The 16,117-nt window shown below is 40.5% G+C and carries 19 protein-coding genes; 11 read left to right on the top strand and 8 right to left on the bottom strand.

Annotation, left to right across the window (positions count from 1 at the left end; all coding sequences use genetic code 11):
• Window positions 1-9: 9 nt before the first annotated feature.
• Both hpnH and OGM63_RS15475 read left to right on the top strand, forming a co-directional pair.
• Window positions 10-1,029 (top strand): adenosyl-hopene transferase HpnH, encoded by a 1,020-nt coding sequence (hpnH, locus tag OGM63_RS15480; protein ID WP_263746481.1) that lies wholly within the window; start codon window positions 10-12, stop codon window positions 1,027-1,029.
• A 216-nt stretch (window positions 1,030-1,245) separates the two neighbouring features.
• On the top strand, window positions 1,246-1,848 hold the full coding sequence (locus tag OGM63_RS15475) for a hypothetical protein (protein WP_263746480.1): 603 nt from the start codon (window positions 1,246-1,248) through the stop codon (window positions 1,846-1,848).
• 159 nt (window positions 1,849-2,007) lie between these two features.
• Here OGM63_RS15475 and OGM63_RS15470 read toward each other — a convergent pair whose 3' ends face one another.
• Window positions 2,008-2,745 (bottom strand): SDR family oxidoreductase, encoded by a 738-nt coding sequence (locus OGM63_RS15470; protein WP_263746479.1) that lies wholly within the window; start codon window positions 2,743-2,745, stop codon window positions 2,008-2,010.
• A 114-nt stretch (window positions 2,746-2,859) separates the two neighbouring features.
• On the opposite strand from OGM63_RS15470, the gene OGM63_RS15465 reads away from it, so the two are divergent.
• The 4 genes from OGM63_RS15465 to OGM63_RS15450 all read left to right on the top strand — a co-directional run bounded on the left by OGM63_RS15465 (window position 2,860) and on the right by OGM63_RS15450 (window position 5,576).
• Window positions 2,860-3,780: a LysR family transcriptional regulator gene (locus OGM63_RS15465; protein ID WP_263746478.1), complete on the top strand. Its 921-nt coding sequence runs from the start codon at window positions 2,860-2,862 to the stop codon at window positions 3,778-3,780.
• Window positions 3,781-3,868: 88 nt separating this feature from the next.
• Window positions 3,869-4,474 (top strand): vWA domain-containing protein, encoded by a 606-nt coding sequence (locus OGM63_RS15460; RefSeq protein WP_318528464.1) that lies wholly within the window; start codon window positions 3,869-3,871, stop codon window positions 4,472-4,474.
• Window positions 4,475-4,555: 81 nt separating this feature from the next.
• Window positions 4,556-5,161, top strand: a complete 606-nt coding sequence (locus OGM63_RS15455; protein ID WP_263746477.1) for a vWA domain-containing protein — start codon at window positions 4,556-4,558, stop codon at window positions 5,159-5,161.
• A gap of 25 nt (window positions 5,162-5,186) precedes the next feature.
• On the top strand, window positions 5,187-5,576 hold the full coding sequence (locus OGM63_RS15450; protein WP_263746476.1) for a salt stress protein, Slr1339 family: 390 nt from the start codon (window positions 5,187-5,189) through the stop codon (window positions 5,574-5,576).
• Window positions 5,577-5,663: 87 nt separating this feature from the next.
• On the opposite strand, the gene OGM63_RS15445 is transcribed toward OGM63_RS15450, so the two are convergent.
• Window positions 5,664-6,038: a winged helix-turn-helix transcriptional regulator gene (locus OGM63_RS15445; protein WP_263746475.1), complete on the bottom strand. Its 375-nt coding sequence runs from the start codon at window positions 6,036-6,038 to the stop codon at window positions 5,664-5,666.
• 153 nt (window positions 6,039-6,191) lie between these two features.
• Between OGM63_RS15445 and OGM63_RS15440 the strand changes: the two genes are divergently transcribed.
• The gene (locus OGM63_RS15440) at window positions 6,192-6,815 is read left to right on the top strand and encodes an FMN-dependent NADH-azoreductase (protein WP_263746474.1); all 624 of its coding nucleotides are present in this window, start codon (window positions 6,192-6,194) and stop codon (window positions 6,813-6,815) included.
• Window positions 6,816-6,872: 57 nt separating this feature from the next.
• Here the strand turns inward: OGM63_RS15440 and OGM63_RS15435 are convergent, their stop codons facing one another.
• Complete coding sequence (locus OGM63_RS15435; protein WP_263746473.1) at window positions 6,873-7,370, bottom strand: 2TM domain-containing protein; 498 nt, start codon at window positions 7,368-7,370, stop codon at window positions 6,873-6,875.
• A 508-nt stretch (window positions 7,371-7,878) separates the two neighbouring features.
• On the opposite strand from OGM63_RS15435, the gene OGM63_RS15430 reads away from it, so the two are divergent.
• Window positions 7,879-8,583: an ROK family protein gene (locus tag OGM63_RS15430; RefSeq protein WP_263746472.1), complete on the top strand. Its 705-nt coding sequence runs from the start codon at window positions 7,879-7,881 to the stop codon at window positions 8,581-8,583.
• Here OGM63_RS15430 and OGM63_RS15425 read toward each other — a convergent pair.
• On the bottom strand, window positions 8,543-8,788 hold the full coding sequence (locus OGM63_RS15425) for a dihydrofolate reductase family protein (RefSeq protein WP_263746471.1): 246 nt from the start codon (window positions 8,786-8,788) through the stop codon (window positions 8,543-8,545). The genes OGM63_RS15430 and OGM63_RS15425 overlap by 41 nt on opposite strands.
• A 105-nt stretch (window positions 8,789-8,893) precedes the next feature.
• On the opposite strand from OGM63_RS15425, the gene OGM63_RS15420 reads away from it, so the two are divergent.
• Both OGM63_RS15420 and OGM63_RS15415 read left to right on the top strand, forming a co-directional pair.
• On the top strand, window positions 8,894-9,193 hold the full coding sequence (locus OGM63_RS15420) for a hypothetical protein (RefSeq protein ID WP_263746470.1): 300 nt from the start codon (window positions 8,894-8,896) through the stop codon (window positions 9,191-9,193).
• Complete coding sequence (locus OGM63_RS15415; RefSeq protein WP_263746469.1) at window positions 9,183-9,548, top strand: type II toxin-antitoxin system PemK/MazF family toxin; 366 nt, start codon at window positions 9,183-9,185, stop codon at window positions 9,546-9,548. Before OGM63_RS15420 ends, OGM63_RS15415 begins: the two co-directional genes overlap by 11 nt.
• A 130-nt stretch (window positions 9,549-9,678) precedes the next feature.
• Here the strand turns inward: OGM63_RS15415 and OGM63_RS15410 are convergent, their stop codons facing one another.
• The 4 genes from OGM63_RS15410 to OGM63_RS15395 all read right to left on the bottom strand — a co-directional run bounded on the left by OGM63_RS15410 (window position 9,679) and on the right by OGM63_RS15395 (window position 14,251).
• Window positions 9,679-10,764, bottom strand: a complete 1,086-nt coding sequence (locus OGM63_RS15410) for a toll/interleukin-1 receptor domain-containing protein (protein ID WP_263746468.1) — start codon at window positions 10,762-10,764, stop codon at window positions 9,679-9,681.
• Between the two features lie 105 nt (window positions 10,765-10,869).
• A complete protein-coding gene (locus tag OGM63_RS15405) occupies window positions 10,870-11,973 on the bottom strand; it encodes a TIR domain-containing protein (protein WP_263746467.1) in 1,104 nt (367 codons plus the stop codon).
• A gap of 140 nt (window positions 11,974-12,113) precedes the next feature.
• Window positions 12,114-13,160, bottom strand: coding sequence for an RNA 3'-terminal phosphate cyclase (rtcA, locus tag OGM63_RS15400; protein ID WP_263746466.1), 1,047 nt, complete (start codon window positions 13,158-13,160; stop codon window positions 12,114-12,116).
• A gap of 620 nt (window positions 13,161-13,780) precedes the next feature.
• On the bottom strand, window positions 13,781-14,251 hold the full coding sequence (locus OGM63_RS15395; protein WP_263746465.1) for a tetratricopeptide repeat protein: 471 nt from the start codon (window positions 14,249-14,251) through the stop codon (window positions 13,781-13,783).
• Between the two features lie 443 nt (window positions 14,252-14,694).
• Between OGM63_RS15395 and OGM63_RS15390 the strand changes: the two genes are divergently transcribed.
• Window positions 14,695-15,951 carry a GTP cyclohydrolase II gene (locus OGM63_RS15390; protein WP_263746464.1) on the top strand — a complete coding sequence of 419 codons (1,257 nt, stop codon included), beginning with the start codon at window positions 14,695-14,697 and terminating at the stop codon, window positions 15,949-15,951.
• Window positions 15,952-16,117 lie beyond the last annotated feature (166 nt).

The raw sequence follows: 16,117 nt of genomic DNA, 5'->3' as shown, positions 1-16,117 counted from the left end.
ACACGAGAAATGGCAATTAACTTACAACAAGCGATAGATATCGGGAAGTATCTAGTGACTCAGCGTCTTTTGGGACGCAAACGCTTTCCCCTAGTCTTAATGCTAGAACCTTTATTTCGTTGCAACTTAGCTTGTACAGGTTGCGGTAAAATCCAGCATCCCACAGACATACTCAAGCAAAACCTCACCCCCGAACAATGTTTCAAAGCAGTGGAAGAATGCGGGGCGCCGGTTGTCTCCATTCCTGGGGGTGAACCTCTATTACATCCCCAAATTGGTGAAATTGTCAAGGGATTAATTGAGCGCAAAAAGTATATTTATCTGTGTACTAATGGGTTGTTGTTAGAAAAGAGCCTGGATAAGTTTCAACCTTCCGCTTATTTAACATTTACTGTACATCTAGATGGGTTGCGAGAATGGCACGATCAATGTGTCGATCGCAAAGGTGTTTTTGATACTGCTGTTAAAGCAATCAAAGCTGCGAAAGCGAAAGGATTTCGGGTTGCGACTAACACGACCATCTTTGAAGGTGTAGAACCCAAACAAACGCAAGAGTTCTTTGACTTTTTGGGTACGTTGAATATTGACGGGATGACAATTTCTCCAGGTTACAGCTACGATTGGGCGCCAGATCAAGAGCATTTTTTAGGACGTGAACAAACACGCACTCTTTTCCGCGAAATTCTTGCACCCTTCAAAGCAGGTGAGAAAAAATGGGATTTCAATCACAACCCGCTTTTTCTAGATTTTCTCACGGGGGAGAAAGATTATGAATGTACACCTTGGGGTAGTCCAAGTTACAGCGTCCTCGGTTGGCAAAAACCCTGTTATCTGCTAAATGAAGGTTATTACAGCACCTTTAAAGAATTGCTAGAAAAAACAGATTGGAGTGAATACGGTCACAAGAGCGGTAATCCTAAATGTGCAGATTGCATGGTTCACTGCGGTTATGAACCTACCGCTGCAATGGACGCAATGCAACCACAAAATATGGTGCGATCGCTTGGTAGCGTGTTGGGGATGAGCTAGAAAAGTTTGGGGAATGCGATGCGATCGCATTCCAGTCAAAATCACTCATCAGCTTGTTCTGACTCCTAAGCGCTGAAAACGTGCAATAAAGCAAATTAAAAGCTAAGTTATATCATGTCCGACAAATCACATATATTGTAGAGACGTTCCACCGGAACGTCTTGACAACGGTTGCAATGTTTTTATTAATGTTAATGAGCACGGACATTATATTATATGGCTTATAGCGATTTTAAGCTGAGTGAACTTATCAAAACTTTTGGGTTAACAATTAGTGAAAGCTCCGGATTGTTTGCTAATGTACCAGAAGTTGATTATAGCGATATTTTAGCAACCCTCCTCCAGGAAAATGTTGATTTAGCGGTTTCTATCAATACCGAAAAAGCTCGTTCGGAAATGATAATTGCTCCGATTTTATTAGAATTGAGGCGCAAGTTCAACTATCAAATTGGTTTATTTTCTGGAGTAGATTTTAATGTCGATAACGAACGCGGATTAAATGGCTTTTGTGATTTTATTATCAGTCTTTCCAAAGAACAGCTTTTAGTTCGTGCTCCAGTAATTACAATTGTAGAAAGCAAAAATGAAAATCTGAATTTTGGGTTGGGACAATGTGTGGCAGAAATGATAGCAGCACAATTATTTAACCAAAAGGAAGAGAATGAAATTCCGATTATTTATGGTGCCGTAACTATTGGGACGATTTGGCAGTTTATGAAATTGGAAGAGAAAACTATTTTTATTGATTTAAGTCAATATTATATAAAAGATATTAAGAAAATTCTCGGTATTTTATCAAGTGCGATTAGTCAAGATTAACTGCGACATAACAAATTCTATGCAGTTATTTTACTCTTATATCCTCCTTATGTAGTAAGCACTTCAGCGCTTTAAACGCGGAGCGTCATGTGTCGTAAACACTTTAGCGCTAAAGGGCTGACTACGCTTAAACAAGCAATACATTGATTATGACTATAATTACTGAGGCAACATTGTCGCAAACTGTTTTTCCACAGCTTTGGGATCTTGCCGAAGACCTGCAAATACCTCTTGTGACACCGGATCTGGATTCACATCTTCAATGCCTTGCTCCAGAGCTTGCAATGTAGCTAAAGCGATTTGACTGGGGGGAACCTTGTCTAAAGGTACACCATCCGACATAGCAGTATCTACAGGACCGGGGAAGATTCCCACTACCAAAGTTCCTTGCCCTGCCAATTCTGCTCTTGCTCCTTGTGTGAGAGAATAAAGTGCAGCTTTTGAGGCACTGTAAGAACCGAATACAGGCACATTCACAACCGAAGCAATAGAAAGTAAATTAGCGATCGCACCTCCACCATTGCGTTTTAAAATTGGTGCAAAAGCGCGAATCATATGCAGCGTGCCGAAGTAATTGGTTTCCATTTCCCAATGTGCGGTTTCTAAGCTAGTAGAATTAAAAAATCCACCCGTACCCAACACACCTGCATTGTTAATTAACAAATTGACATCTTGTAAACTTTGGGCAGCAGTTGTAATAGAATCAAGATTGGTAATATCAAGGGCTATGGGAATAATTCTTTCTGGGTCAATCGCGACGATATTTTTGAGAGAATCAATATTGCGAGCGGTTGCATATATGCGTTTTGCACCAGCTTGATGTAACGCTTCGACAAATGCTTTACCGATACCGCGATTAGCTCCAGTCACAAGGGCAACAGATGTGTTGATGTTCATAATAATCCTTTGTGTTTTCTTGTCCGCTTGTATATGTACATCTTGATTCATTCATTTTGATTTGAGAAGACGGCAAAATAGAATATTATTTATTCCAAATAAGAATGAATCCCAATGGATCGCATCGACTGCATGAAAAGCTTTGTGCGGACAGTGGAGACTAATAGTTTCTCCGCTGTCGCAAGGGAAATGAACACCACGCAACCGACAATTAGCAAGCAGATTGCTGCTTTAGAAGAATATTTAGACGTGCAATTGCTTGTGCGTTCTACTAGATCCTTGAGTGTGACTGAAGAGGGACAGCGTTTTTATGAACATTGTCAAGGAATTTTAGAAGCAGTAGCAGAAGCAGAAGCAAGCGTGGGAAAAAGACAAAAGCCTTTTGGTGTACTGAAAGTCAACTGTCCGGTTTCCTTTGGACAATTTATTATTATGCCTTTGTTGAAAGCATTTCTGGAGCGCTATCCAGACATTAAGCTTGATTTGATGATGACAGACCAATTTATTGACTTGGTGGAAGAAGCTGTAGATGTAGCAATTAGAATTGGCAACGTGGAAGATACTTCACTAATTTACCAGCAAATAGGCATAACTCGGCGCGTTACAATTGGGGCAACACCTTATTTTGATTCTTCAGGGGAACCGCTTTCCCCTAAAGACCTAATCGATCATAATTGCATTGTTTACACGCGACTTGCAACCGGCAATGAATGGCATTTTCATTTTAAAGAACAAACGATAAAAGTCAAAGTCAGTGGGAATTTTCAGGCAAATAATTCAACCGCTGTGCGTGAAGCAGTTTTATCTGGTGTTGGGATTGCGGTTTCTCCCATTTGGTTATTTCGTGATGTGGTTAATACGGATGCTGTCAAAGTTGTTCTCAACGACTATCAACCAACACCTTTACCGATTTACGCTGTTTACAGAAGAGGTCGCTTTATACCAGCAAAGGTGTGCTGCTTTATCGATTTTCTTGCTTCAGAGTTCCAGATTGACCCTTGGGTATCAAATTACAGTAAACGTCAGACTACTTAAATGATTATTACAAAGCATTGTCACTTCTCTGCCGTAACAATTACGCAAGAGCTAAACTAGAAGCATCAGGTAACAATTAAAGGAATATATGATGAGCGATCGCGATTACACATTAATCCTTGACAAAAGCGGTAGTATGTCCACCCCAGACCAAGCCGGTGGTAGAAGTAGATGGGAAATAGCTCAAGAATCTACTCTCGCTTTAGCAAGAAAATGCGAACAATTTGACCCCGATGGTCTGACTGTTTATGTATTTTCTGGGAGATTTAAACGTTACGATGATGTAACATCTGCCAAAGTCGCGCAGATATTTTTAGAAAACGATCCCGCTGGCACAACAAATTTAGCAGGTGTACTTCAAAACGCACTTAATGATTACTTTCAGCGCAAAGCAGCCGGCAAAACTAAGCTGAATGGTGAGACAATTTTAGTTGTTACTGATGGTGAACCAGACGATCGCAAAGCAGTATTTGAGGTCATCATCAACGCTACACGGCAGATGGAACGCGATGAAGAACTAGGAATATCTATGATTCAAGTTGGTTCAGATGCCCAAGCAACTAAATTCTTGAAAGCTTTAGATGACCAGTTGCAAAGTGTCGGTGCAAAATTTGATATTTGCGACACCATCACTTTAGATGAGATGGAAGATATGAGTTTAGCAGATATATTAATGAACGCAATTACTGATTAAGAAGCTCAGAATCTAAAGTCCAAGATATTTTGACTATTGACCCAAGACTATTGACTATTAACTAACAAGGAGAATTTAAAAATGTTAGATAATCGCGATTACACCTTAATTATCGACAAAAGCGGCAGTATGGCTACCCCAGATCAAAAGGGTAGCAAAACCAGATGGGTAACTGCACAAGAATCTACTTTTGCCTTAGCGAGTAAATGCGAGCAATTCGATCCAGATGGCATTACTCTTTATGTATTTTCTGGCAGATTTAAGCGTTACGAAAATGTGACAGCGAGTAAGGTAACTCAAATTTTCCAAGAAAACGATCCCTCAGGAACTACTGATTTAGCTGGTGTTTTAAAACACGCGCTAGATAGCTATTTTCAGCGAAAATCTTCTGGTCAAACTAAGTTAAATGGTGAGACAATTTTAGTTATAACTGATGGTGAACCGGACGATCGCAAAGCCGTAATGAAGGTGATTATCGAAGCTTCAAGGCAAATGGATCGCGATGAAGAACTAGCTATTTCTTTCATTCAAGTTGGTAAAGATGCTCAAGCTACCCGCTTTCTCAAAGTCTTGGATGATGAACTTCAAAGCGCTGGAGCCAAATTTGATATTTGTGACACAATCACAATGGAAGATATGGAAGATTTGAGTTTATCAGAAGTGCTACTCAATGCTATTAATGACTAAGTTTCCGTTTGACAGGATTTGAAAAATGGATTTTCTTGATAAACTATTGGCTGAACTTCAAGGTGAATATACTGAACCAGCAACACCCCAACAGTCACCACCACAAAGAAAAACATTCATCCAACCACCGCCAAAATCGACATCTTTAATAGATAATATATTGGCGCAAGTGAAAGCTGATTTTGTGGAAAAAGATACGGCTGAAGAGTTCAGAAGGCAACAAGAATTAGAACAAGAGCGAATTAAACAAGAACAACTCAAAGCTCAAAAATTGGAGGGGTTGAAAAATCAAGCCGAAGATTGGCTGAAAAAATTAGATCCATTTTCAGCAGAAGGACTTTGGTTTGAAAGATTTGCTGAAGGTTATTCATCAAAATTAGAAGCGGCAATTGAATATTTACAAACTAATGAATAAATTATTTAATAATAGGATTTAGATAGAGACGTTCCGTCGTCACGTCTGTACAAAAAAAAGCGGTAGAGACGTGACGACGGAACGTCTCTAAGGGAGGTTAGGAATGCGATCGCTCTTAATTTGACTTGCATTTTCACCCAAATAATGCTGCACTGCCCATTCATGCATTGCATAAAGAATCGGTTGAAGACTTTTTCCTAAAGGTGTGAGTGAATATTCGACTTTTGGAGGAATTTGTGGGTAAATTTCTCGATGAATAATACCATCTTCCTCCATTTCTCTAAGTTGCTGAGTCAGCATTTTTTGAGTAATTCCCGATAAGGCTCTTTGTAATTCACCAAAGCGTTTAACTCCTGGCATTAATTCTCTAATAATTAACACCTTCCAGCGTCCACCAATCACCTTTAGCGTAGTTTCTACTTCACAAGTCAGTCTGCTATAGTTTTCTGTTTCAGCTTTCATAGTTACTTTTAGGTAAGTATCTTACTTTTAAGTGCCTACTGTTTATATTAGCTTTACATAGTTTAAAGTCTATATGGAGGTCAAAGCCTAAATTGATCGGCAGCATCGCTGCAAAGAGCAAAAATGCGTTCAAATTTTTGAGGAAATTAATTAATGGCACATATCCTGCATATAGATTCTAGTCCTCGTAGCGATCGCTCTTTTTCTCGCAAACTTTCCTATGAGTTCGTCACATCCTGGAAAACCGCTCATCCTGATGATACAGTCGCTTACCGCGATTTAGGACACAATCCCGTCCCCCATGTAGACGAATCGTGGATTGCTGCGGCTTTTTCACCACCGCAAGCACGTACCCCGGAACTAAATCAAGCAATTAAAATTTCTGATGAATTAATAGATGAGTTTCTCGCTGCCGATCGCTATGTTTTCGGTGTGCCAATGTACAATTTCAATATACCATCTACCTTCAAAGCTTATATTGACCAGATTGTTCGCGTTGGTCGTACCTTCGCTGTCACCGAACAAGGTGCTTTACAGGGCTTAGTTACAGGCAAAAAGATACTGATTGTTACGGCTCGTGGTAGTAGTTTTACGCAAGGAAGTCCCGCTGCACCATACGATTTTCAAGAACCTTATTTAAGGGCGATTTTTGGCTTTATAGGAATTACGGACGTTTCCTTTATACATGTAGAAAACCTGAGTGCGGGTGACGATGTGCGCGAACAATCGCTTGCTCAAGCTCGTCATGCGATCGCTCAAGCTGTTGCTAGTTGGTAATTGGGAACGTGGGAATAAAGTCAAATCTTTTTCCCATGCCCCATTACCCAATTCAATTTACAATTTGATAAAAAACTTATTCCAAACTGTGTTGAATGTTTGTTTGATTTGATGCTTGCGATGCCATTTTTGAAAAGCAATTTCGTATTCTTCGCTGTTAGTTTGATAAGTACTCCAAGCATCAAGCGCTACTCCGAGTCCCCAGAATAATAAAATGTAAAGCGACCACGAAAGACCACCACTACTAACTAAATTAACTAACATTAAAACACTATTAACAATTGCATACTTGCCAAAACGCTTCTTTAATCTTTTTTGGCGATAGAGGTTAAAAGCTTGACGCTGTTGCATTTCTCCTTGTTTGTCCAACCAATCGCGCTCTGCTAGTTTTAAAGATTCTGGAGGAATTTCTAACTCAGCGGCGATTTCTAACAATTGCTCGTAAGAGAATTCTTTTTCTTTATCGTCCGCTTGACGAGCGATCGCTAAATGAAGAATTTGCTGCACATCTTCTTGATTATAGAAACGGGTGACTTTAGATTCAGAAGCAGTCATAATTCTGTCTCTTGTATTACTTTTAATAAAGTTTTGTTCCCCGATAGATATTCAGCGATAAGTTTGAGCCGAGGATATCTCCGCTCAAAGCTTTAGTAGTTACGCCACTACCATCAGGATTATTTTTATTATCCCTAGGCTAGCAAATATAAATAGTGCTGTGGGTACGGTTTTCATGCCATGCACACAGCATATCAGGCGCTTTTGTATATAGCGTAATTTATAAATTTATAAAGTTATGATTTTTTGATTGGCTTGAGAGAAATTGTGGGACGTAAGTAAGAACGTGAGTGATGTCATAAAAACTTTGGCACTAAATGCGCTTACCCTGATGAACTGGAGACTGCAAGCGCAATAAAGTAATGGTAATGTATTGCTGGGGTTAAGCAGACACCCACTAAGCCGCAATTGAAGCGGTTCTATCAACCTAACCGTTTATAGAAGCCTAACAATAAATACTAAATATTAATTGTTTTTCAGAAAAGACACACCAAGGAGGAAAACCCAAATGACTGAAGATAATAAGATACGCACTTTATCTGTTGATATTGGCGGCAGTGGTGTTAAGGTTATGCTTTTGGATAGTACGGGTAATGCCTTAAGTGAGAGAGTGCGAAAAGAAACACCGCAGCCAGCTAAACCCGAACCTGTGATCAATGCAATTATTGAGTTAGCAGCAACTCAAGGTAAATTCGATCGCGTTTCGGTAGGTTTCCCCGGTGTGGTGCGCGATGGAGTGACGGAAACGGCGGTAAATTTGCATTCAGATTGGATTAAGCTTGATTTGGCAAAGCAATTGTCACAGCGTTTAAACAAGCCTGTGCGGGTAATTAATGATGCTGATATGCAAGGTTTGGGAGCAATTGTCGGTAAGGGTGTAGAATTGGTGATTACTTTGGGTACAGGCTTTGGTTCGGCTTTATTTGTAGATGGTAAATTAGTGCCGAATTTGGAAATGGGGCATCATGAGTTTAGAAAAGGAGAGACTTATGAGCAACAATTGGGACGTGCAGCTTTGGGAAAAATTGGTGATAGTAAATGGAACAGACGCTTAGGTCATGCGATCGCATCTTTACAAAGTCTGTTCAATTATAATTACCTTTATATCGGCGGTGGTGAAGCCACAAGGGTAAAAATTCAGCTACCTGAAAATGTAAAACTCATTCCAAATATTAGTGGTTTACTAGGTGGAATTGCTTTGTGGCAAGATTGAGAATAGTTGGGTAAGCATTGGTTACACCTTCTTTTAGCCCCACCTCGTATATCTTGCATCGCATCAAAACGACATCAAACCACTTGAAAGGCTTCAAATAATCAGTTACATGCTCACCTTCGGCAAGAAAACCGTCAAATGAGCCGTCTTCCTGGGCAATAAACCCATCAACAGTGCAAGCTACGTAATACTTCAGTTTTCGCATGTCTAACCTCCTGGTTCCTAGTGAGCCGTTTACCGCTCAGATCAACGGTTTTAATAAATAGAGCCGCTTACTACGTTAAGATCAAATAAAAAGGTAGGTTAATGTGTGAAATCAACTTTGTATTTGACAGCAAAAGTCTTACCGGGAAATAAAATTGAGATTCAAAATTTCAACCTAACAGAAGGACAAACAGTTGAGGTCATAATTATAATTTCGGAATCTAATACTTCTATTTATTCTGAAAATAACCAGTCTCCTTCTTTGCAGGAACGTCAGGCTTTCCTCAAATTACCTCTTAGCGATCGCAGACGAATTCTGGAAACTCAAGCCGAAACAATGCTGTCTCACTACCAGCAAGATTCTGAATGGCAAGAGTTAATGGCGGGTGACATAATTGACTACTAATCCTGACATGCCTAAGCGTGGAGAAATTTGGTTAGTTAATTTTGACCCGACGATAGGTGCAGAAATCAAAAAAGTACGACCCGCAGTAGTTATTAGTTCTGATGCTGTGGGTAAATTACCTATTAAATTGATTGCTCCAATTACAGATTGGAAAGCTTCTTTTAGCCAAAATATTTGGCACGTCAAAATCGAGCCAGATACTAGCAATTGTTTGACGAAAGTTTCCGCAATTGACGCATTGCAATTAAGAGGAGTAGACTTGCAACGATTCATTCGTAAGCTAGGTATTATCTCAGATATTACAATGTCAGCAATTTCAATTGCGGTTGTGACTATTATTGAAGCGGAAATATAATATAAATATAATATTTTTGACTGCGAAAATACACAGCAATTACTCGTAAATCACGATAAGCATGTTGATTTAGCCGTTATGCTGAAGTGCGATCGCATTCAAAAATCACCAACATTTGATAATGTGATTTTCACTTCTCACAAGTTTTATTACACTTACTAACTTGCGCTCTCAGTTTAATATAGGGTGAATTCGGACTATACTTTGCTATAGGCTCTACTTTGATGATGACTAGCTTGTCTCCCTTTTGAAGTTCACCAAGTTGCTCTGTCAACGATTTATCTTTTCTTAAATTAACCTTATATTTCACATTCACTACTGCCCCTGATGATGGGACAACGGAAGGTTCAATACTAGGAAATAAATCAGGATTTTCAGGTTTCAACAACCGCTCTCCTGCATGCAACCTACCCGAACTATTATTTGTCACACCTATCCATATCCACCCGGTAGGATTAACTTTTGCATTTGAAACTAAAGTATGGTTGGGTTTAGTTTTAGATGAATAAAAGTCTAATAAATTTTGTATTTGAGAAACTAAAAATATTCCACCGAAAATTATTAAAAACATCTTGAGCAGCGGCATCATACTATTTTTATTCCGCCGACGATATCTTGATGTTTTAGTTAATGAATATAAAATTACTCCTGCCACACTAACAATTATTGCAACCATCTTGAAAAAAGCTTTTGCAACAGGTTTTACGACAGCCCTAATCCGTCTAAAATATTTTTTAATATGGAAGGTAGGATCGGTGAGTTCGTCAACTACTTCCCGAATACCTTTAGTAATATTCGCAAAAGCTTTATCATAGGGTCGCCATCCAGTGATAGGTATTCCATTCTTAGGCAAAACTTTGACGTTGGGGAATGCGACCTTCCAATAATTATCAACTGGGCGAAGCAGAATAAGAACAACACGAGCTTTTCCAGCCCTATGGCGTTCCATAGCCTGCTTCGCCAAAACATCCCAGTTATAATCCGAAGCTATAAATTTTGAACTTATCAGTGCCAAAATTATATCAGCCGTCTGGAGTTGCTCTTTTATTTCTTTTTCCCATTCCTTACCTGCGCTAATCATCCTCTTGTCCCAGGTGACAATTACACCATTTCGCCTCAAACCATACAGATGTTCCTCCAATTGTTGCCGCATTTGTTCATCATCATTAGATTCAGAGCGGCAATATAAAATTTTGATAGCTTTGGTAGACGACATTAACCTTAGCACCTATAAATTACAAATCAGCATTACTTTCTTTTCACATCACTTACGCTTGAAATTTTTGGCACTATATTGAGTAATGCCAAAAGTGATATGTATTTATGGGTTAGCAGCCAATTCCCCTGCTACTATCCGAATATTTTGAGCAATCTCTAAAAACGCTTCATCACGATTTCCCCACTTTTTCACAGGTTTGACACCTCTAGGCAGATGTTGAAGTCTGCCAAAAGGTGCGCTCTTCCAATCAACAGAGTCGAGAATTACAGGAATAACTCGCGCTTCTTCAGCTTCATGTCTTTCCATTGCCCGTTTAACTTCAACATCCCAGCAATAATCTGAAGCGATAAAATCTACACTAACAAGCAGCAAAATTATCTGGGCTGTATTCAGGTGTATATCTATCTCATTTTTCCATTCTTGCCCTGCTCCTATTTTGCGATCGTGCCATCCTGTAATCACTTTTTCTCGCTTCAATAGACTTAAATGCTTTTCTAATTTATCTCGCAGTTTTTCATCTTCGGGAGCGTAAGAGAAGAATACTTCAATCGCTTTAGCAGATGGCATAGATATAAGTTGATTTTTTACAGGATGTATATTTTTTGCAAAATTTGGCTCAACAACTGTACTACTTGAATTAGGCTTTTTTTTGAGAATCGGTGTCTGTTGTTCATTTCGATTAATCTGAGAGCAGCCTAACTCAAAAGCAAATTCTATATCTTGTCCCGCTCCTAAAGCATCATAAAATGCCACAGCAAAATTAATCGCTGCTTTATCCCCGATCGCCTGATTCATCCCAATCACATAATTAATGTGTTGGCTAATTGCCTCTGCTTGCACTTCTGAATAGCAAGCATTAAGAACAACACACTCTACCCCATTTCTGGCAAACAGCTTAAACATACTTGCCAGCGCATCTGCCTGGATATACGCTGCTTGCTTCGTCTCATTTTCCAGGATAATTCCATCTTCTCCAGCACCGTGTCCGCAGAAGTGAACAATAGTCGGCTGATAGTCTAGAATTGCCCGGTAAAAATCACGCGATCGCACTGCCCACTTTTGCTCTAGCTTAAACTGTTCGCGCTTGTTTGCTCGTCGCAATCCCTCATCAATCTCCCGTACTTCTTCATCCAGCCGTAGCAAAGAGGTATTTCTGGGATTTGCTGCCAGAACCAAGATTTTCCTGATGAGAGTATCACTGCTCATGCAATGGTTAAGTAAAGATACGATTTTTTTATAGTATAACTTTTTTTATTACTCAGGGATATTATTGAGAGCTATAGGAAAAAATTTGTTTATCTTAAGTGTGTTTACGGTGAAGTTTCAGATGTGCGATCGCTTTCCTCTCAACTTCCCAAAGGTTCCACCACCACTATCTTCTCCACATCATCCACCATTACCCGCGCTAACCCAAACTGCTGAATTACTGCCGCATTTGTCGTCAAATGCAGACTTACCTCAGCTACCCGATACTCACTTTTATCGCTAGCTAATGCTGCTGGTAGCAATAACTGATCCGCCAAATGTTCATCTACTGGTGCGCTCGTTTGATGAAACTTCAGCAGTTCCTCACAAGCGATTTCGGCAACTTTTTCTGATGACAACCGCTTTTCTCCCAACCCAGCAAAGCCAGCCACACTATTTTTATACTTAGCGGTGAGAAACAAACCAGCCCCTGGTGCAATACCCTTTTCTCGCAATGCTTGCACAGCAAGTTTTAATTTGGCTTCTTGCAACAAATTCTCAGCACGATTTGCCATTCTTTGGGGAATATTGGCAGGTAATTCTGTCACCACCGCGAGTCCCCGTATTTGCTGTAAGTCACCGCGTTCCAGCAACTTGAACCCAGTGGGTTTATTACCGCCACTGACGCGCAATTGCACTTCTCCCCCACCTTGAGGATACCATCCCCAAGCGCCAAGCTTTACTTGAGCTTCCACACCCATTTGCTGTAACATTGGCAGATAGACTTGCTCAATGTACGTCGTTGAAGGGCTAAAGGCAACGTGAGTTCCCCCTCGTAGGGTTACTTGAGAATCACCATCAGCTAACGCCAAAGGCAAAAGTATAGTTTGCAACACTAAAGTAACAGCACCCGCAGAACCACCTTCTCGTGCTTCGCTGACATCAAAGGTATAATTTCCCCCTTGCACGGAACTACCAGGAATGAATTCTAGCATCATTGAACCGAAAGCATCACCCCGCAGTTTGGCATGACAAATCGCTGCGGCAGCACGAACAGATGTTAGGTGTTGTGCTGCTAATCCCGGCTTTTTGCGTCCAGCACGAATGTTGTAAATGCGTATGGGTTTACCTGTGATGGCAGCGAGACTTAAGGAGGTACGGAGAACTTGTCCACCTCCTTCTCCATAGGAACCGTCAATTTCAATCATGGGGTGCAATACTTTTGTCTGATTGTAACACAGCTATGCTACAGTTTGTAGGAATAGTTTGTTATGCTGTTAACTATTAAGAATTATTGGCGTTGCATATTAACGTGATGATTTTACATATTATACATCTCCAGAAAACAATGTAGAGACTTCGGACCATCGCGTCTCTACAAGGGTTTTGGGCAACGCATAGTTCATTTTTGGAGATGTCTATTGTAGAGACGTTCCACTCAGAGGCGTCTCTACGATTGATTCGGCGATTATGCAACGCCAAAAATTAATTGTAAATCTAAGAGAAAACCTTTGAAGAATATCCTCACCAGATAAACTATTAGGAAAGGTTACTAGTTTGCTTAAGATTTGAGTCATTGTTATACATTTTTTTTATCCTTTTGGGGTATAATTACCGAATTTGTAATTTTTCACAAATTATAGGTGTCAATTATTTCGGGAAATTTCAGATGGGAGGAGAGCGATCGCCTCCAACCTTCGATAAAATAGGAATGGGGATTGGCAATAAATCTGACTTCGGAATTCTTCTTTATCCCCGCTTTTATGCCATTTATTTAAAATAAAGTTATATAAGGCACTCAAAAACAAAAATTAAAGCGCCTAAATTTTTAACTGATTCGCAGTGTACATTCTAAAATTAACTTTTGGTTTACCAAAGAATATGGTTGAATTTCTAAAGCGCGTTGAAAAGCTTTGATTGCTTCACCATACTCGCCAAGTGCGGCATAACACAAGCCCATACCGTGAAGTGCACCAAAATGTACTGGTATTATTTCCACAACTTTCTGACAATCTGCTAGCGACTTATGATATTTACGGCTGCTGTAGTAGAGAAAAGCACGACGATTCCAAGCTTCAGCAAAATCTGGTTGTTCTTCGATCAGTTGGTTCAGCACTGTTTCGGCTTCGTCTAGTTCCCCAGCGTCTAGTAACTTTTGACTGCGATCAATGGTTTCTAGGGCAGAAATTCCCTTTTGCTTGAACCAGATCCGCCAAAGTTTCCTAGTTGCGTGTTCTCGCACTATTTCGTCAGGATTTTTCAAATCTTCAAGTAAGGAATTGATTGATAAAGAATCCATGAGTTTTAGATTTGGGATTGTATATTAGTAATTTCGCACAAAACTATCTAATTAAATCACTTTTAAAGGCATCTTTAAATTACGACAATTGCAATGCGCGGCAATTATCATGCTATTTTTTGTAGTCAGTAATACTGTTAGTGCGTTTACCAAGGAGGGGAAAAGGTTAAAGGGGAAGGGGGAAAGGGATGGAGTTATTTAAAATTAGTCGATTGGCTTTGAATTACTTCTTCATGAGTCCTTTTTGCCTTTAACATGAGTTTCCTCTTCTCCTCCCCCTTTCCCCTTTTCCCTTTCCCCTTTTCCCTTTCCCCTTTTCCCTTCTTCATGCAATATATCAAGTCATTAGCACAAACTTTATAAAAGTGTAAAGGGTGTCTTGGCAGTTGACAAATCCTTAGGAAATAATAGTTGATAAAAAGATAACAAAAAATAAATTGACTATGCCAAAACAAAACAGCGTTTCTCGGCATATTGTTCTGACTTCTCATCCCAGTCGTTCTGGTCCAAAGCCGATCGCCATTAACTGGGGAGCAGCTGACCCGATGCAACGAGGTCCAGTTATTGCTACTTTAACTCATTCGGCGCACCGCAATGTCATAGGCACTCATTCGGGTGGTTATGCGGTTTATCGCGCTTTAGCAGTGGCTAGCGGAGCGCTGCAATCAGATCATATAGCGGATTTAACCAACACGTCTCCAACAGAGCGTATTGGACCATATCCAAGCTGGTCTGACCCGGAAAAAATCGTTTCTCTTGACCCTTATGGTGCGATCGCTTCTGAGGTGTTTGCATCCTACTACGAACAGGGATATGATATCCGTCCGACCATCGCCATCACCAAAGCTCACATCAATATGCCGGAATTGCAAGAAGCGATCGCCAAAGGACGTTTGCAAGTTGATGGTAAAATTATGAAAGCGGGTGGCGATTTGGTGGTAACTAAAGCCGCAATTGAGCCGGTTTGGTATTTACCAGGACTTGCCAAGCGGTTTAATATCACTGAAGGCGAATTGCGTCGCGCTTTATTTGAACAAACTGGAGGAATGTTTCCAGAATTGGTGACTAGATCGGATTTGGAGCTATTTTTGCCACCAATTGGAGGTTTGACAGTGTATATTGTCGGTGATAAAGATGCGATCGCCGATCCGAATAAACCTTTAGCTGTCAGGGTACATGATGAGTGCAACGGTTCGGATGTCTTCGGTTCCGATATCTGCACTTGTCGTCCTTATCTGGTACACGGAATTGAGGTGTGCGTGCAAACAGCGCAATCCGGTGGTGCTGGAGTAATTGTTTATTGTCGCAAAGAGGGTCGCGCCCTTGGTGAGGTGACGAAATTTTTGGTTTATAATGCTCGCAAGCGTGCTGTTGGAGGCGATCGCGCTGATGCCTACTTTGAACGTACTGAATGTGTGGCAGGCGTTCAAGATATGCGCTTCCAAGAACTAATGCCGGATGTACTCCATTGGTTGGGCATTACTCGCATTGACCGCATGGTATCTATGAGTAATATGAAGTTCGATGCCATAACTCAATCGGGAATTGAGATTGTTGAACGAATCGCGATTCCGGATGATTTGATTCCTCAAGATGCACGGGTGGAAATGGAAGCGAAGAAAGCTGCTGGGTATTATACCACGGGGGATGTGTTAGATGCAAATGGTTTAGCTGATGTGAAGGGTCGAGCTTTGGAGTAGGGACTCCTTGGGGAGCAGGGAAGGGGACTTTCTTGACAAGGGGACTTTCTTGACAAGGAGACAGGAGGGAAGCTGTTTATCAAGGGAATTCAATATGCGGACTCAATGGGTTGCTAAACGCCAGGGACAAGATAATGTCACGCAAATCCACTACGCACGCCAGGGT

It is taken from the genome of Plectonema radiosum NIES-515, from assembly GCF_025753815.1.
Taxonomy (GTDB): domain Bacteria; phylum Cyanobacteriota; class Cyanobacteriia; order Cyanobacteriales; family Nostocaceae; genus Hassallia; species Hassallia radiosum_A.
Note: the sequence above shows the minus strand (reverse complement) of the source record. Positions and strands in the feature narration are given on the sequence as shown.